The sequence below is a fragment of the Clostridium sp. KNHs205 genome (assembly GCF_000702945.1).
Lineage (GTDB): Bacteria > Bacillota > Clostridia > Lachnospirales > Lachnospiraceae > Anaerocolumna.
On record NZ_JNLE01000003.1, the window covers coordinates 2,237,709 to 2,261,511 of the forward strand.

Sequence of the window (23,803 nt, forward strand, 5' to 3'; positions counted from 1 at the left end):
GAATGGGTGAATTTTTCTGGAAGGAATACCCTGAATGTGATAGGGAGTATGTAAGATGGTACCCATGTAATGTTGGGAAAATGAGCGAATCAGAGCATATGAAGAAAGAGCCATATGTGTTTTATGTCCACCTTCCATTCTGTAACAATGTCTGCAGCTGTTGTCTGTATAACAAACAGAATACAGAGGGGGAACTGCTTGAGAATTACCTGACCGCAATTAAAAATGAAATTCTTCTGTATTCTAAGATACCATCTGTCATGAATGCAGAGTTCGTTGCAGGTTATATAGGAGGCGGTACTCCAACCGCTTTATCGGAAGAGCAGTTAAGCGACTTGCTGGATTTTATAAAAGAGCATTTAAATATTAAGGATTCTGCACCAATTACGGTAGAAACAACACCAGTTGACATTACATTAGAAAAAGCAAAGATGCTTTTAGCCCATGGTGTAAACAGAGTTAGTGTGGGCGTTCAGTCATTTGATAATGAACTGTTAAAGAGAATTGGTCGTACCCATACATCCCAAAAGGCAGTTGAAACCATTCATATGTTAAGAAGTGCAGGATTCAAAGAAATCAATATTGATTTAATGTATGCATTGCCTGGAGACTCTATGGAAGCATGGAAAAAGACGCTGGATCAGATGGATGAATTAAATGTAGAATCTGTGTCCTTATATTATTATATTCAATTACCTGAAAGCAGGCTTACCACTAGAATACAGCAGGGCAGAGTACCGGCATGTCCAGATGAACAAGAGGCAGAGCAGTTATATTTATATGGAATCCAGTATTTATTAGAAAAAGAATATGTTGCTGTATCACCAAATGATTTTGGAAAAGATGGTAAGACAGGTGAAGACAAATGGAACAAAGAAGGGGCAGTAAGCTTTTGGATTGATGAAGAGAAAGGATATAAAGCTGCAATGGCTTATACCATGGATCGTACATCATATATTTCCCATTGTTGGTATCATAACGGCCCAATGCTGGCATTTGGTTCAGGCGCTTATGGATATATGAACAATCATATTTATTTTAACCAGCCTTCCATCCAGACTTATATTGACAAAACAAATAATGGGCATCTTCCAGTTGTAATGGGAGCGGAAGTGAATCTGGATGAACAGATTCGTAGAAATATGATATTAGCAGTGAAACTTTTATGCATTCGTAGACAGGATTTCATCGATCACTATGGAATTGATATTGGAATGTATTTTAAGAAAGAAATAGACATTCTGATTGAACAAGGATTAGTTGAGCTGACGGAGGAAAAACTGATAATTACCTTCCCGAAAGGCTGGAAATATATTGATAACATTAGCAAGATGTTTTACTCGGAGAAGAATTACCGGCTTCCGCAGCCAGCACCAACTAATACAAATTTAATTAAGTATTTAATTGGTTGAAAGGAGAAAAGTATGTTTGGTAGATTGTTTGGCCTGGAGGAAAGAGTTCCTCTAAAAGAAGAAAGAATTAAGGATTTGGAAGGGGCAAGAGGTTACGACAGAGTTTCCCGTACTTCTATGAGATTTCCAATGGAAAGTATTATTAAAGATAGTAAGAATCTCATTAAACCAGGGGATACAATTCTGGACGTAGGTTCCCAAAGCGGATTATTGACTTTTATGACGGCAGGGCTTCATCCGGATTGTGAGGTATTTGGATTAGAAGAAGATAGTCTGTTAAATGAAGTTGCGGAAGAAAATCTGACTCTTGCAACATTATCACAGACTCCTGGAAAGGTAGAGTTTGGTTGTGGTTCCCTTACGAATATGCCAATTGATGATGAGTCAGCTGACCTGGTCATCAGCTATATGCCATTATTTCGAGTAAGTGATCCAATAGCATTTTTAAAAGAATGTAGGAGAGTATGTAAAAAGAATGGAACAGTATTCATCTATGACATGGCTAGGGATGCAGATGAGGGAACCATTTCATTTATCCTTCAATACGTTTCCGCTGGACATGGGGAGTTTATGCAGTCTCTTCATGCTTCCTATTCCCTTACAGAAGTACAGGAATTACTAAAAGAAGCTGGATTAGATGGCTGGACTGTTACAAGAGAATCCTTGAATTTAAAAATAACATCAAAGGAAATCTAAATGGAGGCGTTTTATGGAGAATTATATTTTATTTAATAAAGATAGACAGAATGAAGTCTCAGTAGATGCAGATACAATGTGGGGAAAGAAAAATCCAATTGTACTGTATGTACATATTCCATTTTGTAATAATGTCTGCTCTTGCTGCATTTACAATAAATATTCAACAAAAGGTGTTTTACTGGAAGGGTATCTGGGTGCATTAAAGAAGGAAATTGATAAGTATGCCAATGAGCCACATATCAAGGATAGTGAAGTAATATCCGGGTATATTGGCGGCGGAACGCCTACCTGTCTGTCAACTGAACAGTTAGATGATCTTCTTACTTATATTGAAAAGAGTTTTAATCTGAAAAGAAAAGATAAGTTCTTCAATATCACAGTAGAGACAACGCCAAATGAAATGGACCTTGAGAAAGCACAGATGTTGAGAAGACATGGAATCAACAGAATCAGTATTGGAGGACAGGCATTTAACGATCAGCTTCTTAAGAACATTGGAAGAACACATACTGCTCAGAGAACAATGGATGTAGTCAAAATGCTTAGGGAAGTTGGGTTTGAGCATGTGTGCGTAGATTTAATGTATGGCCTTCCAGGTCAGACAATTGGTATTTGGAAAGAAACGCTTCAGGAATTCTTAAGTATCAAGGCAGATTCATTAGGTTTTTATCCTTACTTAGTAATTCCAAACAGTAAGCTTTACAGTGAAATTAAAAGAGGAGCAATTCCACCTACTCCAGAACAGGATATTCTGGACGAAATGTTTGATATTGGTGTTGAAACACTTTTATCAGCCGGCTATTATTGCGTAACTCCAAATGAACTTGGAAGAGAAACCTACAAGGATGGAGGAGAGAAGTGGAAAGATTATGATGTCCAGACTTTTGAAGTTGGAGAGAAGGGATATCATGGAATCGTAGTATCTACATTCCCAGTAACAACTCATATTGCCCATAGTTGGTATGAGGGTGGAGATTTACTTGGCATCGGAGCTGGTGCCTACGGATATATGAATGATTACTGGTATCTGAACGAACCTGATGTAGATAAATATATAGAAATGATCAATGGAAAGGATAAATATTCTATTGTAGAAGGCTCTTACATGTCAAAAGAAGAAAAGGTTGCACGTTTCCTTGTAATGGGTACTAAGTTTATTAAACTGCTTAGAAAAGACTTCTTAGACCGTTTCGGTGTAGATATGCAACAGGTATTTAAGGAAGAAATAGAACGTCTGGAAGAATGGGGATTAATTGAAATGAAAGAAGAGGCTTTGGAGGTAACATATCCCAAAGGCTGGTACTACATTGATAACATCAGCAAGCAGTTCTATACCGCTGCCAATTACCGACTTCCGCAATCTACACTTACCAATACAAATGTATTGAATTATCTGAAGGAATAGCTTATGAAAATGAAAGAATTGAACATTGGGGTTATCCAGATGAAATCTGAGCCTGGAAAGTACCAGGAGAACATGGACAAGGTCAAAGCCATGATTGCAGACTGTGCAGCAAAAAACTGTCAGTTAGTCTGTCTGCCAGAGGCGTTTGCTACAACAATTGATTTTGGGGCATTGCCAGGAATTGCACAGAGCATTCCAGGAGAAATAACAGATGCATTATCCAGGTTAGCCAGAAAATACGGGATTGATATTATTGCTGGAATTTTAGAAGCGGTGGAAGAAAACATTTATAGTTCGGTTGCATACATAGATTCAGGTGGTTCGATTCGGAGTGTTTACCGCAGAGTCAATGTTTATGAACTAGAGAAGAAGTTTCTTGCGAAAGGAAATGAATTAGCCATTGTAAATACAAAATGGGGCAAGATTGGATTGCTGGGTGGATACGATATTAACTTCCCAGAGGTATGCCGCAGGTATTTTGAAGAAAAGACAGAGCTGATGGTATGTTTATGTCAGATTCCTGATACATTCCTTACGAGCACTGTAACAATTGCAAAGGCAAGAGCATCGGAGAACAATTGCTATTTTGTATTGGCAAGTAATATAGGGAAAAATGGTTTAGCAAGAATTGATTTTATGGGAAACAGTATGATCACTCAAGGTGGAGACGTCTTTGATTTCGCAAGTGGAGAATATATTCCACAGGAAGAAATTCTTGCAATTGCAGGTCAGGAAGAAACAGTTCTTACGGCTCGACTGAATATGAGGAGAAAGAATTTGGAAATCGTTAGAAATCCGCATATGTTAGATAAAAGAGCGGATTACAGCAGTTTGGAGGTAAAATATGCAGAATAAAATAAAGGGTAAAAGTGCATCAAATATAATGGATGCAACTGGATATTGGCGTGAATATCCAGAGAGGGATTTGGAACATGTCAGAAGATATCCTGTTACAGTAGAACGTCTTGATGAAAAAGATGTCTGGAAAAATAAATACATGAAAGTTGTGTGCGTTCTGCCAGAACTTCAAGAAGCAAAAACGGAAAAGAAAGAGTATATTGCCATGCTTCAACAGGAACTGAAAAAGCAGGCTGGTAAAGACTATACTAAAAGTTTTTGTGTAGAGAAACTTATCATTTGGGATCGTGGTTCACAATATGAAGAATCGGATTATCTTGGATTACTTAACTTTGTGAAACAGAATTTTAGCTGTTCCGATGATATCAGGAATAAGATTGTGAAAAATGAGTTTAAAGATATTGAGGTATGGAATTATGAAGAACCGATTCTTGCTGCAGGATTAGGAGCGGCAGGTTATATAAAAGGTCATGATTATTTCAATACAGAAAGCTTATCTGAGTATTCCAATGCATTAAGTAATGACTGCTATCCAGTGGAAAAGGCGTTTTTAATCTCTGCACAGGAAGTATTAGCAAGAACAATCCGCCAAGGAATTTATAGGGGAAAGCTTGGGTTAAAAGGATTCCAGGAACACCATGGGTTCTATTTTGAGAATGTATTCCATGATGAATTACAGAAATTAGAAGAGAAGGGATATCTGAAAGTGGAAGAGGATGACTGTATCTTTCTACAAAAAGAGAAACAAGAGGAAATCCTGGATAGCTTAGTGAAATGGTAAGGAGGCGAGAAAATGAAATTGCCTAAACATGGTGAAAAGAAGAATATACCGCAGGAAATGCTGGATTTTGGCTTTTGGAAGGAATATCCCGATCGAGATAGAGAATATGTAAGATGGTATCCATGCAATATTAAAAGTCTGTCGGGAAAGGAAATCTGGGAACAGATTCACGAGCATGATGAGCCATTATCATTTTATTTACATATTCCATTTTGTAATAACAAATGCCATTCCTGTTTCTATACCAAATATAATACACAGCCTTCTCTTACGGACCGCTATCTTGATGCTATAAAAAAAGAAATAACGATGTATGCAAGTCAGCCATATATTAAGCAGAAAACCTTTCATTCCGGTTACTTTGGCGGAGGAACTCCAACAGCACTTTCCGAGAAGCAGCTATCCGATTTGTTAACCCATGTGAATAAAACACTTAACATTGAAAAAGATGCAGGGATTACCATGGAGACAACACCTAGAGAAGTGACAAAAGGTAAGATTAAAATCATGCTGGAAAACGGTATTAAAAGAATCAGCATCGGTGTACAGTCTTTGGATGATGAACTTCTAAGAAGAATTGGAAGAAATCATACAGCACAGGAAGCAAAAGATGCAGTGCATGCATTACGTGAAGAGGGAGTAAAAGCCATTAATGTTGACCTGATGTATGGACTTCCGGGAGAAACTCTGGAGAGTTGGAAAAACACGATTCAACAGCTGATGGAGATGCAGATTGATTCCGTATCGTTATACTCTTTTGTGGTAATTCCGTTTAGTAAAATATTCATGAAAATTATGAATGGTCAGCAGCCAGAATGTCCAAAAGAAGAAACCTGCATGGAATTCTATAATTATGCCGTGAAAACGCTGCTAGAGAATAATTATAAAGCAACCAGTACACAGGATTTTGTAAACTGTAACCTTGCGACATCTGAATATGTAGAGCATGGTGAAAGCTATTCATTAGGTGAAAAGGATTACGAAGGCGTATTTACACCAAGCATGTCTCAGCTTGCTTATCCAGCGGACCGCTGGTATTACTGCCGAGATCAGATACCATTTGGATCAGGCGCATATGGATATGTGAATACCTACACCTGCTTAAATGAGCCGGATATAATGAACTATATTGAGACAGTGAACAAAGGTGAGTTCCCTGTTGTTATGGGAAGCAAAGTTGATAAAGAGGAACGAAAAGCAATGCTCATGGTACTTGGTACGAAGATGCTGAAAGTTAAGAAACAGGATTTTTATGATAGGACAAAGGTGTCTATAGAAGAAGCATATGGAGATATCATAAAAAAACTGGAGGAGCAAGGGCTGGTGCGTTTAACAGAGGATGCACTAGAAGTAACGTATCCAAAGGGCTGGTATTATTCAGACAATATCAGCAAAACATTTTATAGTAAAGACAATTATAAGATTCCACAGCCTGCTGTTGACAATATCACGGTACTTAAGTATCTGAAGGAAAAAAAGGTGTAAATAGATGAAGCAATTATTATATATCCACAATACAGAAAGCTGGGTTGGAAAGCATTGTGAAACAACTGCTGTAAAGCATGTTTTAGATTATTACGGACTGGATTATTCGGAAGATTTCCTATTTGGGATCAGTGGAGGAATCGGTTTTATCTACTGGTATGCAAAGAATATGAATGTTCCATTTATAGGTACAAAGAATAAGACCAGAAAAGGAACCATTCAGGAGGTTTGTGAGAAGCTTAATTTGAATTGCCAGGTAAAAGAAACGGCCAGTATCATGCGGGCACAGAGATATCTGGAAAAAGCAGTTGCAGTAGGAAAGCCTTTAATTGTTAATGTGGATCTTGCATTACTTCAATATTCAGGAGTCCCCCAAAATGCACATTTTGGGGGGCATGCGGTTGCTGTTTTTGGAGTGGATCAAGAAAAATCACTTGTGTATATTCTTGATAGAGGAAGAAAATTGGTATCAGAACCTATGGAAAGTTTTCAGTTAGCCAGAAATTCCTCTTATCAACCATTTTCACCTAAGAACCGTTCCTTTCTAATTGAACCAGATAGTCAGAATAAGCTCACAAAGGAAGAGCTTATCAACCATGATATGATTATAGACTCAATTAGGGAATGTGTTTCTGAAATGATGTATCCAGAAATCCGTAACAAAGGTATTACTGGTTTTGATATATGGGCCAGAAAGATGAAAAAGTGGACAGAGGATTTTCAGGGACTGGATTTTTTGGGTTGTTTGATGAATGTGTTCTCTAATGTTGTGATCGGTGGTACTGGTGGAGATGCATTCCGAAGTATGTATGCAAGATTTTTAAGAGAATGTTCGGTGCTCTTAGGGAATGAACAATTGAAGGAAGCAGCACTACGATACGAAGCAGCCGGAGTATGCTGGGTAGAATTAGCCCAACTAGCCTTGCCGGATTCCTGTAATTATCTGAAGCAGGTAAAAGAGACTATGTATGCAAAAAACCAGATATTTGAGGACGGTAAGCCAGATGCGCTTTCCAGGCTTTTGGAATTACAACAGAAGCAAAAACAGATATTAGAGATGGCAGCAGAGGAAGCTGTGAATCATCAGAAAGAAATTATATCTGATTTATGCCAGAAGGTTAAGCGGTGCAAAGCGTTGGAACAGGATGCATTATCCTGTTTAAGCAGTTGTCTGGAGAATTAGAGGAGGTATTATGTTTACAAATCAAAGTAAAGAGAGGATTCCTATACAGAAAAATAAATTTCATACAATTGCCGAAGTAAGGGATTATGATATGGCAGCCCCTAGAAACACGCTGTTATACCCAATGCAGAGGCTACAGGAATTAGTAAAGCCTTATATCGCGGAAGGAAAAAAAATTGTTAATCTAGGATGTGAGACAGGAATTCTTGCATTAATGATTGGTGGTGAATGTAGAGCTTTGATTACAGGAATAGATGAAGACCTACTTCTGTTAAAAGGAGCGGAAGAAAATCTTCGTATTGCAAAACTATGCAATTATCCAGGTGACGCAGAATTTCTATGTGCATCATTCGATAGTCTTCCAATCGAATCAAACTCTGTAGATGTAGTGTTTGCAGATAATTTTATTTATAGATGCGACAAAGTAGAAGATGTATTGAAAGAGTGCAGACGAATTGTAAAAGAAGATGGTGTCGTACTGATTAATCAACTTCTAAGAGATGCAGATAAGGAGAAAATAAGATTTATCAAACAATATTTGAAGACCGATTCGTTTGGCGGAGAAAAAGAATTTATGGATACACTGAACAGCTGTTATTCCTTTGAAGAGTATGAAAAAGTTTTGAAAGAAAATTCGGATTTAGGTTTTGAAATCAGAAAAGAGCAGCTGGCTGTAATTATTTCTTATAACTTTGATGATTCTGAGCTTGAGCAGTAAGGAGGGGCTATATGGAACAAAATATGGCATGGATGAATCAGGTGCAGGAAATAGCCCTTCTTTATCCAGAAGAAATACGATTTTTAAGTAATTTACCTGTAGAAGTACAAGATAAGGATGGATTAATAGTTGATATTGGAACATTTAAAGGTGGAAGCAGCATAACACTTGCAATGGGACTGAAACAGAATGGAATTAAAGAAAAAGTTTATACCGTTGACAGTTATGAATATTTTACATTTGGAGACGAAGACCAGGAAGATGAAGATGGAGACTGGGGACGAGATGGAAAAATGCGAACTGCTTTTCTTGAAAATGTGAAGAAATTTCACTTAGAAGATGACATTGTTTCTGTTTTTAGCGATTCAACAAGTTATCTGAATCAAACAGATGCTTCTATTAAGCTGATGTTTTATGATGGTTCTAACATGGCGGATAAAGTATCGGAAGACCTTTTCCTGGCAGCATCTAAAATTGTATATGGAGGATATATCTGTCTGCATGATTTTCACGATGTGGAGATTTATGGCGGGAATGTGAAAAAGGCAGTAGACAAGTTCTTAAAGGAAAGACATGAGTTTGAATTTGTAAAAAAAATTGGTGAAACAGGGGTTATCAGAAAGAAGGAGGGATGGCATGAGTAAGGTGAAAATCGCCTGTCTTCAGTATAAGTGGAGAGATGCTCCAGCAGAAAACCTGAATTATATTGTCTCTGAGATACGAAAGATTGGAGAAGAAAAAAAAGTAGAGGTCATTTTTTTACCGGAATTTATCATAGGAGCACCATTTCATTTCCCGGGAAGAGCACATTTAAAGGGAGTAGTGGATGATACAATACCGGGAAAAATAACGGGCATATTTTCTGAACTGGCAAAGAAATACGGACTTTACATATTTGGCGGCACCATTGTAGAACGGGAAGGGGAGCAGTATTATAACTCCACCTTTGTAATTGGACCGGAAGGGAACCTACTTGGTAAAGCAAGAAAGAATCATTGTTATGCTGCAGAGATGGTGGCTGTTACACCTGGAAATGGGATGCTATTACTGGAACTCCCATTTGGAAAGGTAGGAATTCTAGTCTGTTCGGATTTCTGGATACCGGAAATGCCAAGAATCTTATCCCTGCAGGGAGCTGAGATAATATATGTGGCAGGTTCCTCCCTATTACAGAATATTAGTGATATTAAACCTTGTATGCGTGCGAATTCAGTATTTAATGTTTGTTATACGGTATTTACCAGCGTGGTTGGAGAAGTGGAAGGAAACAGGGTAAATGATAAGAAATTTAAAATCGAATTTGGTGGACATACAACCGTTGCAGAGCCAGACCAGATAATGAACTCCCTAGAGGATGAAGAAGCAGTTCTTTATGAAGAATTAGATATGGATTACATCAGAGAACTTAGAAGCATCGATGTGAAATTTCAAAAGACGCATTTCTTTAGTCTGTGGGGAAGAAGACCTGAATTGTATAGAGATATATTGAAACCTTATGTTGGGAAGGACAAGGAACTAGGAGAACTTGTAGAAGAATATCTGAATAGTAAGGAGGAAGAGAAATGAGATTATCGTATAACGTGAATGGACTTAGAAATCTTGATTTGCTTACTGCGATACACAGAGTCCAAGAGGCTGGCTATGAAGCAATTGAGCTTTCATTACATCAAAGACACCTGCATCCTTTTTTTACAGGAGAAGAGGAAATAAAAAAACTGACAAAAGAGCTAAAGAATACAAAGATGAAGCCAGTATGTCTAGCTACAGGAGCTGAATTACTATTGTCTAGTGTAAAACATGAACCTTCATTAATTGCACCAGTAAAAGCAGGTAGAAATGCCAGGATTTCCTTACTGCAGGAAGCAGCAAAAATGGCAGAAACGTTAGAGATTCCTGTTGTGAATTTTTGTTCTGGTTATAAGAGTCCGTTAATGTCTGATGAAGATGCAGATAAGTATTTAATTGAAGGTATCTGGAAAGCAGCGATTGGAGCGGGAAATGTGATATTTGCTATTGAACCAGAGCCAGGTATGTTTATTGAGACAACACAACAGGCGATTGCACTGATTAAGAAGGCAAAAGTCCCTAATTTGAAACTGAACGTGGATTTAGGACATGTTGTCTGTTGCGAAGAAAATGTACAGGAGAGTCTTACAAAAGCATTGCCTTTTACAGCACATATACATATTGAAGATATTAAAGGAAGAACTCATAGGCATCTAATTCCAGGAACAGGTGATATTGATTGGAGTATGTTTGCAAAGTGCCTGGAGGATGCAGGATATGAGGGATATCTAAGTGTGGAATTATATGATTACGACTCTATGGCAGATCAGGCGATGAAAGAGAGTAAAGATTTTATTCTTGAAAATAAGATACTGAATTAGTTCTATTAAGCCAGTAGAAATGTGCATAGTGAGAAAGGAGGATCAAATGTTTCCTCAAGAAGGTTTATCCAGTAGGGCAGTGAAAAAAGAATTAAAGAACTATAAGCATCAGGATAAGCAGTATATAGATGGGCAGATTTTCAATTCTATCTGTACAGAACCACTGGTTATTGCGAAAGAAGCTTATACTGAGTTTTTAAATACAAACTTAGGAGATAAAAGAATTTTTAAAGGCACAGCAGAATTGGAAAAAGAAACAGTTGCTATGCTTGGTGAACTTTTTGATAGACAGGATGCGCCTGGTTGTCTTGTAAGTGGTGCAACAGAAGCCAACCTGTTGGCATTATATGTAGCAAGACAGAAAGCTATGAAAAAAGGAATGAATGAGTTTGAAGTCGTGGTGCCAGAATCGGTTCATTTCTCTGTAATCAAGGCAGCCAGTATTCTGAATCTGAACCTGGTTGTAACGAAGCTTGATTCAGAATATAGAGCCGATCCCAAGGTAATTGCAGATAGCATAACAGATCGCACGATTGCAATTGTAGCAACAGCAGGGACAAGTGAACTGGGAATGGTAGATCCTTACGATGAGATTGAAAAAATAGCAGTTAAAAATGGACTTTATTATCATATTGATGCGGCTTCCGGTGGTTTCCTTTTACCGTTTATGGAATCTGCAAGAAAGATATATCTTGGAAATGGAGTTTGTTCTATTGCAGTGGACCCACATAAATATGGATATTCTGTAATTCCAGGAGGAGGCATCTTGTTTCGAGATGAAGAGATACAGAATGAGATTGCATTTTCATCCTTTTTTGAGGGGACCCATATACATAATACCTTACTAGGAACCAGAACAGGAGCAGGAGCAGCCGCCGCATTTGCAGCAATGTCTTATCTTGGAATTCGAGGATATCAAAGCTGCGTAAGAAGGATTATGGAAACAACTGCACTTGGAGAGCAATATGCAAGAAAGAAGGGACTTAAGCTGTTTCAAAAATCTGATTTGAATATTATTTCGATCTGTTCCAGGGAACCGGAGCAAATGCAAAAAATGTTAGAGGAACAAGGAATTATCATTTCCGTTAACAAAAAGTACAGAGTAATCAGACTGGTCATAGAACTCCATCATACATATGCAAAAGTAATGGAACTGCTAGATTTAATTGCAAAACTGGAGGTTAGCTTTCATGAAGATGCTATTTATCTCACCTAATCGAGAAACAGGCTTTCGACCGGTTTTTCCTATCGGAGCTAATATTGTTGCCAATGCTGTTAATCAGATGGGGTGGGAGACCAGGCTTCTTGATTTGTGTTTTTCCACAAAACCATTAGAAGAAGTAAAAGAGGAGATGTTAGCCTTTTTACCAGATTTCGTAGGGATTTCCATACGAAATCTGGATTTTCAAAGTTATCTGGAACCAGTGTTTCATTTGCCGTTTATCAAGAGAGTGGTTGATACTGTAAAGTCGTGTAATGAGAGTGCCGTGATTATTCTAGGGGGATGTGGTTTTACACTGGCACCGAAAGAAATACTTAGATACCTGCAGGTTCCATATGGAATTTATGGACCTGGAGAAAATGCAATGCCAATGCTCTTACGATGTTTGACTGAAATGGGGGACGTAGAGAATTGTGACAGTCTTGTCTGGATGGATGGCAACGGAAAGCTTCAGATAAGTAGCAAGAAAAGCCAAGTAGATAGCTTTCTAAACTTTACGAAGGATCAGAGAATTAGTCACTATAATACGCAGTACTACACAAGAGAATGGAAAACAGAAGCATCACCAATTACTGAAATCTGCGATGCAGTGGAGGGAAAAAGGGGATGCACGGAAAACTGTATTTACTGTACCAATTCTGTTATCGCCAGAACAAAGCTGTTAATGAAAGATCCTGTTCTTATTGCAGAAGAAATAGAAGATATTATACAGATTGGATTAGCAAAACGATACGAATTTACAGAAGGAGCATTTAATCTTCCAATCGCACACGCAAAAGCGGTAATAAAAGAACTGAAGCAGAGACGTATTAAGTTTCCCTGGAACTGTATGTTTTCACCAACAGGTTATGAGGAAGAGCTGGTGGAAGGAATGGCAGAAACAGGGTGTGACCTGGTCGAGATGGGAATAGAATCGGGAAGTGATACAATCTTACACAATCTAAGGAAGAAATTCAGCTTTCAGAAAGTAATAGAGGCTCAGCAGGGATTATTAGCAAATGGAATTCGAATTGAGCATTGTATTTTTATTGGTTCGCCGGGAGAAACAGAGGATACCGTAAAAGAATCATTAGAGCGGGTAGGTAAGCTGTTGGAATATAAGAATGTACATCTGTTTCTTAATTTTGGGTATCGCATTTTTCCAGAAACAGAACTAGCACAGATTGCAGTGGAAAAGAACGTGATTAAAAAAGACACGAACCTGGCATTCCCTCATTACTATATTGAACCTTCCGTTTTACAGAATGACAAATTACTGGATTATATTGAAGAATGGACTGTTGCACATAAGAACAGTTACCTGTGGTGGGGAATCCCAAAGATTCACCTAAAAGAGCGTGTTGCACAGGTGGCAATTCAGCATGAGCAGATGCAGGAAATATTTGCAGAAATGGAAGAGGAGTAAAGATGAAAAAAATAGTATATAAAAAGCCGGGTTGTGTGGTGATTGAAGAGGATGAAATACCAAAACTTAAGGAACATGAAGTACTGGTGGAGGTTCAATGTGTTAGCTTATGTGGTTCTGATTACAAACTTTATAATGGAACATATGATGCGCCACATACATACCCGCTGGTAATGGGACATGAATGGTCGGGAATCATTGTAACAGTCAATGACGATGAGAATGAATTCCATCCAGGGGACAGAGTCACGGGAGAATGTTCTATGTGGTGTGGGAAATGTCCGAATTGTCAGGAAGATAAGAATTTATGTGCGCACATTGAGAAGTTTGGAATAACAAGAGATGGCTTTGCAGCACAGTATCAGATTATGGACAGGAGATTTCTGCACAAAGCAGAAACGCAGACAGATTATGATGTACTGGCATTAGCAGAACCATTAGCAGTTGCCCTGCATGGGATTCAAAAAATAAGGAAAGTCTGCGCTTTTACTGGGAAGAAAGCAGCTATCATCGGTGGTGGTTCCATAGGAGTGTGTATTTATCTTCTCCTGAAAAACTATTACAAGATAAAGGATGTTGTCATCTTTGAAACAGACAAAGAAAAAGCTATATTTCTTAGAGAAACATTTGATGCAGAAGTTTGTAGTGACAATATGCTTTGGGAAAATGGCAGTTATCAGTCTATCTATCAGAAACAAGAATTTGATATGGCATTTGAGGCCTCTGGCACATCAAATGGAATTATAACAGCTGCCCATCTTTTGAAGATACAGGGAAATCTTTGTCTATATGGTTTAGGAAAGGACTATCAGGCTGATATGAAAATAATTGTGCTGAAGGGGCTTCATGTAACAGGAACAATTGGTGGTTCAGGTGAGTTTGAGACAGTTGTTCAGTTTATTGGAGAGAATTCAGAACGAATACGCAAACTGATTACAAAACGATATTGCTTTAAAGAGATTAAAACAGCACTTGAGCATACGCCAAAAGAGAATGAACCCGTATTAAAGCAGCAGATTTATTTTAGGAAGGATGAGAATAACCGTGGAAAAAGGTAGTATGATAGATCAACTTTTGAGAAAACAATATGATTACATGATACATAATTCATTATTTTATAAGCAACGTCTGGAGCGGGGAGAGCTGCCGGACAAGATAAGCGGAGCAAAAGAACTGGCACAGTTGCCTTTTACACAGAAACAAGACTTTAGAGAATTTTATCCATTTGGTTTTCTAGCATCAGATAAAAGTAAAATAGTCCGGTATGGAGAATCAACGGGAACATCAGGGAAGCCAACTGCATCTTATATAACGAAAAGGGACTGGGAAGAAAATCTAAAGTATACGGTTACAAGTTATTCTGAATTCTTTTCGGAACAGGATACAGCTATCATCTGCATACCTTATGAGCTGGCATTTTCTGCAATTGATATTGACCGGGCACTTAGCAGAATAGGAGTCACTGTTATTGCAGCTGGAGCACTAAATAAGGTTTGCCCATGGGAAAGAACCGTTCAACTTATAAAGAATATAAAACCAACGATTCTTGTATGCAGTGGAACCAGGGCGATACGTTTGTTTGACATGATGGAGGCCGAAGGGCTGGAACGTAAGGATATTGGATTAAAGTATGTATTTTACGTAGGAGAAGCCGTTTCTTTGGCAAAGGTAAAAAGGATGGAAGAAATATGGGGAGTAAAGCTTATAACAGCTTATGGAAGCACAGAAACCAACACATTATCTCTTCCGTGTAAAGCAGGTTATCAACATTTAAATGAAGAACGTTATTATTGCGAGGTTCTTGAACTGAAAACCGGTCAACCAGCAGGACAAGGTGAAAAGGGGGAACTTGTTGTTACTTCATTACAAAATGAGGCAATGCCAGTTTTTCGGTATAAGACAGGAGATCTGGTTGCAATCGATCGTACACTATGTGAATGTGGAAATAGAAATGAAAGAATTATCCATCACGGAAGAATTGAAGATCAAATAAATCTTAATGGAAACGTATTAAGTAAAGTTGAGATGGAGAATTTGATATTTCATTGTTCGATACCTGGATTTTATTATAACTATTATCAGAATGGGAATAGAGAACTTGTTATTGAAGTGGAAAAAAGCATTCATGATAAGGAAGTTAAAAACAGGTTACAGGATAAGATGCGTATTGCTTTGGGAATTATTCCACAAGTTCATGCAATTGATAAAAAATGTTTTACAGAAAAAATGGATTCCGTGCTGAAGCCTGGAAAAATCAATAATCTTCAAGGAGGAGTAAGATGAAAGAGAAGATAGGGATTGTAGGCTATGGAAGAATGGGACATGCATTAGCAGGACGATTAACAGAGTATTACGATGTACTTGTGTGTGACATACGTGAAGATATTAGAGGAGAATCAGGAATAAAGCTTGTAGACGCAAAGTCCTTATTTTCAATATGCAGATACATTTTGTTATGCGTTAACCAGGAGGATATGGAATCTGTAGTGCAGGGAAATAAAAACGATTGTATGGCCGGGACTTATCTTATTAACATTGCCACAGATTACCCGACGAAGAAGCTTAGTGAAATGGTCTCGGATATTTCAGGAATAGAAGTGGTAACTGCAAAAATAATGGGCCAGTATCTTGCAATTGAAAAGGGAATGCCTGTTGTGGTCATTACTGATGAAATAGAAGCGAATAAGTTTTCGGTTGTGCAGTCTGTTTTCTCTATGTTCTCTACTATAATCAAAAGAGATACGAAAGCTGTAAAAGTGATAAATCATGAAATTACTAAAAGAGCTATCTGTATGCTGTTAGAAGCCTACCATTATTGTGAAGAGCAGGGAATGCCTAAGGAAGTATATGAAATTGCCGTTAAGGCAATTGCAACAGGTACAATTGAGGAATTTTACCAGTATACAGATAATGATTATATCAAGAGGATTATGGATGAGATAAGGAATGGTGAAAAAAATGAAGGATGAATTATATCATGTAAGACCGGGTGATAAGCCTGCACAATGGTATCAGGTTGTAGCAGATTTTAATGAACCATTGCCACCAGTACGCTATGGAGAAAATGCTAAACTTACCAAGCAGGAGCACGAAAAGATTCGGGTGAAAGAACTCTTAAAGCAGGATACTAAGACCAGCCGTTATGTGAATATACCAGAGGAAGTGTTAGAAAAATATGAAATGTGTGGACGTGACACTCCGCTGATGAGGGCTTATTCCCTGGAGCAGTATCTGGGAACATGTGCTGAGATATATGTAAAGAGAGAGGATGTATTGCCTACTCATAGTTTCAAACTGAATAGCGCATTTGCACAGGTATATTATGCAAAACAAGAAGGATTTGAGCGTGTAGTTTCAGAAACTGGAGCAGGACAATGGGGACTTGCATTATCTTATGCAGCCAATGCATTTGGAATGAAAGCAGATATATTCTGGGTCCGTTCCTCCAAGGAACAAAAGCCTTATCGAGCTGATTGGAGTAGCCTTTTTCAGGCAAAAATCCATGATTCCCCTTCAGAGGTAACAGAAACAGGAAGGGTTGAATTAGGGAAAGACAGTACATGTCCTGGTTCATTGGGAATAGCAATTGGTGAAGCTGTAGAGTATGCACGAAAACAGAAAAATTGTGCGTACATATCTGGAAGTAACCTTCCAGATGTAATTCTTCATCAGTCTATTATTGGTCTTGAGACAAAAAAACAGTTAGAATGGATTGGAGTAAAGCCAGACTGGTTTGTGGCCTGTTGTGGTGGAGGAAGTAATTTAGGCGGCTTTATGGGGCCTTTTTTCTTTGACAAACAGTATAAGAATGCCAGATTTCTTGCAGCAGAATCTGACGCAGCACCACGACTGACCAAGGGAGAATACCGTTATGATTACCCAGATCCATTGTGTATACTGCCTCAGGTGAAAAGTTATACGTTGGGAAAAGATTACATGCCACCTGTTACGCATGTAGGAGGTTTGAGGCAGCATAATGGTTCAGCTGTTATTGGATGGCTTAGAAATAAGGGGATGCTTCAGGCAGAATCATTCTCACAAGAAGAGGCACTTGAAGCTGGAAAACTCTTTGCCAGCTTATACGGTGTAATACCAGCACCAGAATCATCCCATGCACTGGCAGCTGCCATCAACAGGGCGTTACATGCTAAGAAAACAAAGAAAAAAGAGGTAATAGTCTTATGTTTGTCGGGATGCGGTGTTTTGGATATGCAAGCATATAAAGAAGGAGTCAGATGATATGGGATTGCTGGAGAATATGGATTTGTATGAATTATGGGATAAGATAAAAGAAAGAATCCACAAGGATAGAAATAGAGCAGCAATAGATGAGTTGGAATCATTTCCGAGTATCCAGGCCATCTTTTTAGAAAAATACATTCGAGGTATTCATCATCGTGCTTATTATATTGGAACTTACCAGGAGGAAGAAACCGTAGAAGGTCTTTGTAACTTTTTGAGCGGTAGGACGGAAGTATCGAACCTTGCATATGGGCCATCTTATATAGCTCCAAAATATTATGAAGCACCCGGATGGTGGATCAGTCTGAATATTGAAGAGTGTCATATCGAATTATTTATTGTTCGTGAGTTCGGTAAATGGTTAGGTTTTGATGAAAAAAAGAAACAGTCATTGATGTCTCATTGTGCAATTGAGCTTCGTGACAGACAGACATTTTATTCCTGCGTGCGAAAAGCAGGAAAAGTAAAAGGGATGCAGATGTTAATGTTCCATAAGGAAAGGGATGTAGGTTATACATATACACACTTATTAGATACTAGAAGCAATAAAGTGATTGAAGTGATTTATACATACTCACAAAAAGAAAGCAGAAGACATAATTATTTCCTGGCTGCATGCAAGCAGAAAGAAAGAGATAAAGAGATTCTTCAGAAGGTGGAAGAAGTTTTCTATATGTCAGATGAGGTACGACAAGAATGGCAGGATTCCCAATTAAGAAGAGTATACCGTAACTTTTATGGAAGAGAAGGATACGATTTAAAACCAGAAGAAGTGAATCGGGAAACCATTAAGAAGTTACCATTTATGACAAGAGAAATGCTTAAGGAAGCATACCCTTTGAAGCTTGCCAAAAAGGCTCAGGAGGAACTTGTGCGATATGGAGAAAGCACGGGAACAACTAAAAATCCCATTAGTGCTTATTACTCTGTAGATGATTGGCATTATAACAATGCAGTAGTAGCTGGATTCTTAAGCGAAATACTTGAACCAGAGGATAAAGTTATGGTTGTGGTTCCATATTCGTTAGCTATGGTTGCACAAGATGTTGACAGGGCACTTGAATCCATTGGGACAATGGTAATTCCAGTTGGAACAATTGGTGATGCATGTAATATTGACAGAGCCATCTCCATTCTCAAATCAACTAAAGTCAGTACAATTGTATGTTCCCCTACGAGAGCCCTCTATATTGCATATGAGATTAAAAAAAGGGGATATGATGTCCATAAGGATTTCTCTGTAAACAAGATTTTTTGCGTTGGGGAAGGAACCTCAGCGGCCAAGACGGAAATGCTGCAGGAGATCTGGAAGGCAAAAGTTTATCCTATGTATGGAATGACAGAGACAAATACATTAGCAATGCCGTGTACCCAAGGAAAGCTTCATTTAGCTGTAAATAAAGCTTTCTTTGAAGTTGTGGACCATGAGGATAACGATGTGGGATTTGATCGAAGAGGAGAACTTGTTGTAACAACGTTCTTTGAAGGAATGCCTCTACTACGATACAAAACAGGTGATATCTGTACAGTACATTCAGAAACGTGCTCCTGCGGTTTGAATTTTCATACCATAGAGCACCATGGCAGGAAAACAGACAGTATTAAGCTGGGAAACGCAGAAGTACCAATTTTAGATTTGGAACAGGTAATTTTAAAGAACTCACCTTCTATGTTCTACAGTTTAACTGTGAATGAAAATGAAGTTATAATTGGACTTGCCATGAAAGATATTGCATCTGTCCAGGATAAGCTAAAGAAAGAATGTATGAACAGATTCCATATAGAACCCGTGGTGGAAAGTATAGAGGAAGATGTTGTTGCAGATAGAATTAAAGGAATGGTTAAACCATGTATTGCTTCTATATATAGGGGAAAGTGATGGAGATGTTAGTTACAGAGTTAAATAGGCTAGAGATTATTCTGGATTCATTTCAAGGTAAATATACCGTGAAGCAGGCAGCAGAAAAACTAGAAGTTACAGAAAGAAGAGTAAACCAGCTAAGAATTGCAATCAGGACGCAAGGATGTGAAGCAATTCAACATACTCCCACAACGGTTCAAAATAAGGACTTGATATCGATGTGGCAGCTGCAAAATGTGCATAAGAAAATGAGTATATTGAAATTTCAAAGAATGCTGGAAGAGCAGGAAAATATAGAAATCTCCTATTCGTCTGTATATCGTTTATTACGAAAAGAAAAACTGTTTAGTCCCTATCACAAAGACAGGCAGGAAAAGCTACAGGCAGGAAATGTGTTTGGGTTGGTTCAACCAAAGTATCCATGGTTACCTGGCATAAAAAAAATGTACTATCTTTATATTCTGTGGGATATATCCGGATGTATTACAGGAATATATCTGAACGAAGAAAAGAATTTTCTATGTATGAAAAAGGTATTGGAGCAGACACTAGATAAATTTGGAATACCAGAAACGATATATTTACAACCTCATAATATATTGTTGAATAAAAAAAATACTGAAGGCACAGAGTTTTATAAAAGTATGAATAAGCTGGGAATTTTAGTTAACAGGATACCATGGGAGTATCAATCCATTGTAAAAGCAGTGTCAGAAACACTGAAATATGATGTTGCATTACTCTTTCAGGAAAAGCAAGTTGCCAATGAAGTGGAGGCCAACGAATTACTTTACCACTATATGCATAAGGTAAATGCACGATACGAGAAAAAATTTGATTTAGCAAAAAGTGTTTTTGTTCCAGTGATAGACAAGGAGACAATTAGAAAGTGGATGAATAATTAAGAATTAATCCAAAAGGAGGATATGAAAATGAGAAAACTATTATTTACTTCAGAGTCAGTAACAAAGGGACATCCAGATAAAATGTGTGATATTATTTCTGATGCAATTTTAGACAGTTACTTACGACAGGACCCAGACAGTAGAGTAGCATGTGAGGTGGCTGTAACAACAGGAATTGTAATGGTGATGGGAGAAATTACATCAACGGCAACAGTTGATATAGCTGAAGATGTACGAAATACAATCAGAGAGATTGGTTATGTATCTAAGGAATGTGGATTTGATGCAGATACATGCGCTGTTATCCAGGCAATCGACAAGCAATCAGCAGATATTTCACTGGGTGTGAATCGAAAAGAGCAGTCTGGAGAAGAACGAATAGGTGCAGGAGACCAGGGACTTGTGTTTGGATATGCCAATAATCAGACAAAGGAGTACATGCCTTTGCCAATTATGTTAGCAAACAGGTTAGTTAGAAAGCTGGACGAAGTAAGAAAGCAAGGTGTAATTGATTATCTTTATCCGGATGGAAAAAGCCAGGTTACAGTGGAATATGATGAAAATGGAAAAGCAAAACGAATTGACACTGTAGTAATTTCAGCGCAACATAGAGCAGAAGTAGAACAGGAGCAGATATATGAGGATATAAGGAATTATGTGATTACACCAGCACTTCCAGCTGACTTTGTGGATGAGAATACAAAAATACTAGTAAATCCAACTGGCCGCTTTGTTATTGGAGGACCCCATGGAGATACAGGTCTGACTGGAAGAAAGATTATTGTTGATACCTATGGTGGCTATGGACATCATGGCGGTGGTGCATTTTCAGGAAAAGATTATACGAAAGTAGATCGTTCTGCTTCTTATGCAGCACGTTACCTGGCAAAGAATATTGTGGCAGCTGAGTTAGCAACAGAATGTGAAATCCAGCTTGCATATGCAATCGGTGTGGAAAAACCAGTTTCTATTTATGTAAATACATATGGTACAGGAATAATATCAGATAGAGAAATTGAGCAGTTCATTGATAATACATTTGATTTTTCACCAAATGGAATCATTAAAAAATTCAACTTAAAAAATGTATGTTACAAGGAAACAGCAGCGTATGGTCATTTTGGTAGAAGTGATGTGGATTTCGCATGGGAAAGACTGGACGAAGTGGAGTGTTTTCGATCTTTATGGAAATAATAGAAATATCATTTGTATCTTCTTTTTCCCAAGATTATAATAAAAAATAAAAAAGGGTGTTGACACTCCCCTTTAGGGGAAGGTTTATAATACATTTAGGAGGAAGAAGAGAGATGTATAAAATAGGTGAATTTTCAAGAATAACAATGTTATCTATTAAAGCCCTGCGTTATTATGATAGTCAAGGAATATTATCACCAACTATCAGGGGAGATAATCAGTATCGTATGTATGACGAAAATGATTATGAAAAAGCAATTCTTCTTAGAAAATTAAAAAAATGTGGATTCACAATTACAGAAATAAAGGATGTGTTTCTCAATTGTGATGATACAAAAGACTTGAATTTTTTTCTAATGGAAAAGAGGGAATTTATTAAAGATAACATAAAGAAGGAAAAGGAACTTATTAAAGATATCGAAAAAATGCTTCTTCCAGTAGATAAGGAGGCTGAATATATGGAATATTCATTTGAAATCAAAAACCTGGAACCAGTAAATGTAGTGTCTGTACGCTTTAAGGGAAAATATAGCGATATGGGAAAATACATCGGAAGCCTTTACAAAGCTGTAAAAGGAAAAGCAGATGGTTCCCCATTCTGTTTATATTATGATGAAGGCTATAAGGAAAAAGCAGATATTGAATTATGCGTTCCATTCAAAGGAAATGTTACTAGTAATGAGGTAACGGTAAAGCAGCTGCCAGCAGTGAAAGCAGTATGCACACAGCATTCAGGTACTTATGAGACACTAAATGAAGCATACAAACAGATTATTGACTATGCAAAATCCAAAGGTTATGAAATGAAAGCACCTTCAAGAGAAATTTATGTAAAGGGACCAGGGATGATTTTTAAGGGAAATCCGAACAAATATATTACAGATATTGTGATTCCAATTAAATAATATAATCAATCAGTAAACCAAAAGAACCGAATTATTAATTCGAACGAGCTGTAACACAATATATGAATAAACTTAAACAGGGTACTTTCCTTTGAACAGAAAGCACCCTGTTTCATTATAGAAAGGAGGAGCACATACGGCTGACCCTGCAACTATTGCTTTTAAGTCATTTTCAGTAGCTGCTCATTGCTCCGTAATTAAGCTTTCTACATCGTAAAGCCTTGGTGCCTTTATTCCGTACTTTCTGGCATCTGTAATAACTTCCTGTACGGCATAGCCAACTTTAAAGTGGTTATGTGCCACAAGGGCATAGGACATGCTTTTTGGAGAAAAAACAACATGACTCATAAGAAATCCAACAACTCTCGGTGGCAGGCCGCTTAACACTTTTGTCAAAAAATCAAGTTTTGACCCTTTTGCTTTCAAAACAGGGATCATTTCTTTCATGTTCCAGCCTAATCCATCGAGTGCTTCCCGTGAAGAAATTACTTCCTTAAAACTGCCGCTTTTTAATACTTCTACTTCCATTGCAGCATTGAACGCGAAGTGATTCCAGAGCCAACTTTTTACATCTTTTTGAACCATTATCTTGAAGCCTGTCTGAGCAAAAAGCTTACGAACCTCTAAATCCCTTTTGGTAGGCTCGGATTCAAATGTTCCAAACTGAACCGTCTTGTAAAGTCCGCCATAAAGAGTATTTCCTTCAAATCCGCCGCCAGCACCGGGGAAACCATAAACAATTTGACTGAGTGGAATCGGCTGAACAGCCAATTTCGGGTCCTGCCAGAAGTTACTGAAAAAAAGGACTGTTGCATTTCCAACGCGCGGTGCCAGGTACTTAACTGCACTTGATACCTGTTCGGGGTTGACGCTCATAAGAATGAGGTCATAGTCGTGATTTTCCTTTATCTCTTCGTGCATAACAATAGGCCATTTTTCTTTGAATATCCGGTCTTTTTTGCCTTTCCTTGCATCCCATAGTTCCAAATTTACATAGGAGCCGTATTGTGCCTTTCTGCCTTCACGAACATAGAACTCAACGGTGTGGCCAGCGTTTTCGAAGGCCCAGGCGTACAGTGTTCCTATCACACCGCGGCCCCAAATTAGTATTTTCATAAAGTATCCTCCAGAATGATCACCT

The 23,803-nt window shown here is 38.0% G+C and carries 22 protein-coding genes; 21 read left to right on the plus strand and 1 reads right to left on the minus strand.

From position 1 onward, the window contains the following. Positions 1–2 precede the first annotated feature (2 nt). The 21 genes from BR73_RS0109675 (at position 3) to BR73_RS0109775 (ending at position 22,662) form a co-directional block, all read left to right on the plus strand. Positions 3–1,412: a coproporphyrinogen-III oxidase family protein gene (locus BR73_RS0109675; RefSeq protein WP_051685090.1), complete on the plus strand. Its 1,410-nt coding sequence runs from the start codon at positions 3–5 to the stop codon at positions 1,410–1,412. Between the two features lie 12 nt (positions 1,413–1,424). Continuing rightward, the gene (locus tag BR73_RS0109680; RefSeq protein ID WP_051685091.1) at positions 1,425–2,108 is read left to right on the plus strand and encodes a class I SAM-dependent methyltransferase; all 684 of its coding nucleotides are present in this window, start codon (positions 1,425–1,427) and stop codon (positions 2,106–2,108) included. Positions 2,109–2,121: 13 nt separating this feature from the next. Next, a complete protein-coding gene (locus BR73_RS0109685) occupies positions 2,122–3,516 on the plus strand; it encodes a coproporphyrinogen-III oxidase family protein (protein ID WP_033165361.1) in 1,395 nt (464 codons plus the stop codon). Positions 3,517–3,519: 3 nt separating this feature from the next. Then, entirely contained in the window at positions 3,520–4,371 is an 852-nt protein-coding gene (locus tag BR73_RS0109690) for a carbon-nitrogen hydrolase family protein (RefSeq protein WP_033165362.1), read from the plus strand. After that, complete coding sequence (locus BR73_RS0109695) at positions 4,361–5,155, plus strand: hypothetical protein (protein ID WP_033165363.1); 795 nt, start codon at positions 4,361–4,363, stop codon at positions 5,153–5,155. Before BR73_RS0109690 ends, BR73_RS0109695 begins: the two co-directional genes overlap by 11 nt. Before the next feature lie 12 nt (positions 5,156–5,167). Beyond that, positions 5,168–6,640 carry a coproporphyrinogen-III oxidase family protein gene (locus BR73_RS0109700; RefSeq protein ID WP_033165364.1) on the plus strand — a complete coding sequence of 491 codons (1,473 nt, stop codon included), beginning with the start codon at positions 5,168–5,170 and terminating at the stop codon, positions 6,638–6,640. Between the two features lie 4 nt (positions 6,641–6,644). Next, positions 6,645–7,823 carry a BtrH N-terminal domain-containing protein gene (locus BR73_RS0109705; protein ID WP_033165365.1) on the plus strand — a complete coding sequence of 393 codons (1,179 nt, stop codon included), beginning with the start codon at positions 6,645–6,647 and terminating at the stop codon, positions 7,821–7,823. Between the two features lie 10 nt (positions 7,824–7,833). Then, positions 7,834–8,541, plus strand: coding sequence for a class I SAM-dependent methyltransferase (locus BR73_RS27300; RefSeq protein WP_051685092.1), 708 nt, complete (start codon positions 7,834–7,836; stop codon positions 8,539–8,541). A gap of 11 nt (positions 8,542–8,552) precedes the next feature. Continuing rightward, complete coding sequence (locus BR73_RS0109715) at positions 8,553–9,185, plus strand: class I SAM-dependent methyltransferase (protein ID WP_033165366.1); 633 nt, start codon at positions 8,553–8,555, stop codon at positions 9,183–9,185. Next, positions 9,178–10,107, plus strand: a complete 930-nt coding sequence (locus tag BR73_RS0109720; RefSeq protein ID WP_033165367.1) for a carbon-nitrogen hydrolase family protein — start codon at positions 9,178–9,180, stop codon at positions 10,105–10,107. The genes BR73_RS0109715 and BR73_RS0109720 overlap by 8 nt, the downstream gene beginning before the upstream one ends. Beyond that, positions 10,104–10,928, plus strand: coding sequence for a sugar phosphate isomerase/epimerase family protein (locus BR73_RS0109725; protein WP_033165368.1), 825 nt, complete (start codon positions 10,104–10,106; stop codon positions 10,926–10,928). The genes BR73_RS0109720 and BR73_RS0109725 overlap by 4 nt, the downstream gene beginning before the upstream one ends. 46 nt (positions 10,929–10,974) lie before the next feature. Further along, positions 10,975–12,144, plus strand: coding sequence for a tyrosine decarboxylase MfnA (mfnA, locus tag BR73_RS0109730; protein ID WP_051685093.1), 1,170 nt, complete (start codon positions 10,975–10,977; stop codon positions 12,142–12,144). After that, on the plus strand, positions 12,119–13,555 hold the full coding sequence (locus BR73_RS0109735) for a B12-binding domain-containing radical SAM protein (RefSeq protein ID WP_033165369.1): 1,437 nt from the start codon (positions 12,119–12,121) through the stop codon (positions 13,553–13,555). The genes mfnA and BR73_RS0109735 overlap by 26 nt, the downstream gene beginning before the upstream one ends. Positions 13,556–13,557: 2 nt before the next feature. Beyond that, on the plus strand, positions 13,558–14,613 hold the full coding sequence (locus tag BR73_RS0109740; protein ID WP_051685094.1) for an alcohol dehydrogenase catalytic domain-containing protein: 1,056 nt from the start codon (positions 13,558–13,560) through the stop codon (positions 14,611–14,613). A gap of 1 nt (position 14,614) precedes the next feature. Beyond that, complete coding sequence (locus BR73_RS0109745) at positions 14,615–15,838, plus strand: AMP-binding protein (protein WP_051685095.1); 1,224 nt, start codon at positions 14,615–14,617, stop codon at positions 15,836–15,838. Next, positions 15,835–16,524: an NAD(P)-binding domain-containing protein gene (locus BR73_RS0109750; protein WP_033165370.1), complete on the plus strand. Its 690-nt coding sequence runs from the start codon at positions 15,835–15,837 to the stop codon at positions 16,522–16,524. The genes BR73_RS0109745 and BR73_RS0109750 overlap by 4 nt, the downstream gene beginning before the upstream one ends. Then, positions 16,514–17,794 carry a TrpB-like pyridoxal phosphate-dependent enzyme gene (locus BR73_RS0109755; protein WP_033167277.1) on the plus strand — a complete coding sequence of 427 codons (1,281 nt, stop codon included), beginning with the start codon at positions 16,514–16,516 and terminating at the stop codon, positions 17,792–17,794. Before BR73_RS0109750 ends, BR73_RS0109755 begins: the two co-directional genes overlap by 11 nt. A gap of 1 nt (position 17,795) precedes the next feature. Then, a complete protein-coding gene (locus BR73_RS27305; RefSeq protein ID WP_051685096.1) occupies positions 17,796–19,676 on the plus strand; it encodes an AMP-binding protein in 1,881 nt (626 codons plus the stop codon). Then, a complete protein-coding gene (locus BR73_RS0109765; protein WP_033165371.1) occupies positions 19,676–20,563 on the plus strand; it encodes a helix-turn-helix domain-containing protein in 888 nt (295 codons plus the stop codon). The genes BR73_RS27305 and BR73_RS0109765 overlap by 1 nt, the downstream gene beginning before the upstream one ends. 27 nt (positions 20,564–20,590) lie before the next feature. Next, entirely contained in the window at positions 20,591–21,757 is a 1,167-nt protein-coding gene (metK, locus tag BR73_RS0109770; RefSeq protein WP_081848597.1) for a methionine adenosyltransferase, read from the plus strand. A 113-nt stretch (positions 21,758–21,870) separates the two neighbouring features. Then, positions 21,871–22,662 carry a MerR family transcriptional regulator gene (locus BR73_RS0109775; RefSeq protein WP_033165373.1) on the plus strand — a complete coding sequence of 264 codons (792 nt, stop codon included), beginning with the start codon at positions 21,871–21,873 and terminating at the stop codon, positions 22,660–22,662. Between the two features lie 183 nt (positions 22,663–22,845). Here BR73_RS0109775 and BR73_RS0109780 read toward each other — a convergent pair whose 3' ends face one another. Continuing rightward, complete coding sequence (locus BR73_RS0109780) at positions 22,846–23,778, minus strand: 2-dehydropantoate 2-reductase N-terminal domain-containing protein (RefSeq protein ID WP_033165374.1); 933 nt, start codon at positions 23,776–23,778, stop codon at positions 22,846–22,848. Positions 23,779–23,803 lie beyond the last annotated feature (25 nt).

What these genes read in the sequence shown, in the direction of transcription:
- BR73_RS0109675 (WP_051685090.1), top strand. Translation starts at nt 3, where the DNA reads ATGGGTGAATTTTTCTGGAAGGAATACCCTGAATGTGATAGGGAGTAT.
- BR73_RS0109680 (WP_051685091.1), top strand. Translation starts at nt 1,425, where the DNA reads ATGTTTGGTAGATTGTTTGGCCTGGAGGAAAGAGTTCCTCTAAAAGAA.
- BR73_RS0109685 (WP_033165361.1), top strand. Translation starts at nt 2,122, where the DNA reads ATGGAGAATTATATTTTATTTAATAAAGATAGACAGAATGAAGTCTCA.
- BR73_RS0109690 (WP_033165362.1), top strand. Translation starts at nt 3,520, where the DNA reads ATGAAAATGAAAGAATTGAACATTGGGGTTATCCAGATGAAATCTGAG.
- BR73_RS0109695 (WP_033165363.1), top strand. Translation starts at nt 4,361, where the DNA reads ATGCAGAATAAAATAAAGGGTAAAAGTGCATCAAATATAATGGATGCA.
- BR73_RS0109700 (WP_033165364.1), top strand. Translation starts at nt 5,168, where the DNA reads ATGAAATTGCCTAAACATGGTGAAAAGAAGAATATACCGCAGGAAATG.
- BR73_RS0109705 (WP_033165365.1), top strand. Translation starts at nt 6,645, where the DNA reads ATGAAGCAATTATTATATATCCACAATACAGAAAGCTGGGTTGGAAAG.
- BR73_RS27300 (WP_051685092.1), top strand. Translation starts at nt 7,834, where the DNA reads ATGTTTACAAATCAAAGTAAAGAGAGGATTCCTATACAGAAAAATAAA.
- BR73_RS0109715 (WP_033165366.1), top strand. Translation starts at nt 8,553, where the DNA reads ATGGAACAAAATATGGCATGGATGAATCAGGTGCAGGAAATAGCCCTT.
- BR73_RS0109720 (WP_033165367.1), top strand. Translation starts at nt 9,178, where the DNA reads ATGAGTAAGGTGAAAATCGCCTGTCTTCAGTATAAGTGGAGAGATGCT.
- BR73_RS0109725 (WP_033165368.1), top strand. Translation starts at nt 10,104, where the DNA reads ATGAGATTATCGTATAACGTGAATGGACTTAGAAATCTTGATTTGCTT.
- mfnA (WP_051685093.1), top strand. Translation starts at nt 10,975, where the DNA reads ATGTTTCCTCAAGAAGGTTTATCCAGTAGGGCAGTGAAAAAAGAATTA.
- BR73_RS0109735 (WP_033165369.1), top strand. Translation starts at nt 12,119, where the DNA reads ATGAAGATGCTATTTATCTCACCTAATCGAGAAACAGGCTTTCGACCG.
- BR73_RS0109740 (WP_051685094.1), top strand. Translation starts at nt 13,558, where the DNA reads ATGAAAAAAATAGTATATAAAAAGCCGGGTTGTGTGGTGATTGAAGAG.
- BR73_RS0109745 (WP_051685095.1), top strand. Translation starts at nt 14,615, where the DNA reads ATGATAGATCAACTTTTGAGAAAACAATATGATTACATGATACATAAT.
- BR73_RS0109750 (WP_033165370.1), top strand. Translation starts at nt 15,835, where the DNA reads ATGAAAGAGAAGATAGGGATTGTAGGCTATGGAAGAATGGGACATGCA.
- BR73_RS0109755 (WP_033167277.1), top strand. Translation starts at nt 16,514, where the DNA reads ATGAAGGATGAATTATATCATGTAAGACCGGGTGATAAGCCTGCACAA.
- BR73_RS27305 (WP_051685096.1), top strand. Translation starts at nt 17,796, where the DNA reads ATGGGATTGCTGGAGAATATGGATTTGTATGAATTATGGGATAAGATA.
- BR73_RS0109765 (WP_033165371.1), top strand. Translation starts at nt 19,676, where the DNA reads ATGGAGATGTTAGTTACAGAGTTAAATAGGCTAGAGATTATTCTGGAT.
- metK (WP_081848597.1), top strand. Translation starts at nt 20,591, where the DNA reads ATGAGAAAACTATTATTTACTTCAGAGTCAGTAACAAAGGGACATCCA.
- BR73_RS0109775 (WP_033165373.1), top strand. Translation starts at nt 21,871, where the DNA reads ATGTATAAAATAGGTGAATTTTCAAGAATAACAATGTTATCTATTAAA.
- BR73_RS0109780 (WP_033165374.1), bottom strand. Translation starts at nt 23,778, where the DNA reads ATGAAAATACTAATTTGGGGCCGCGGTGTGATAGGAACACTGTACGCC.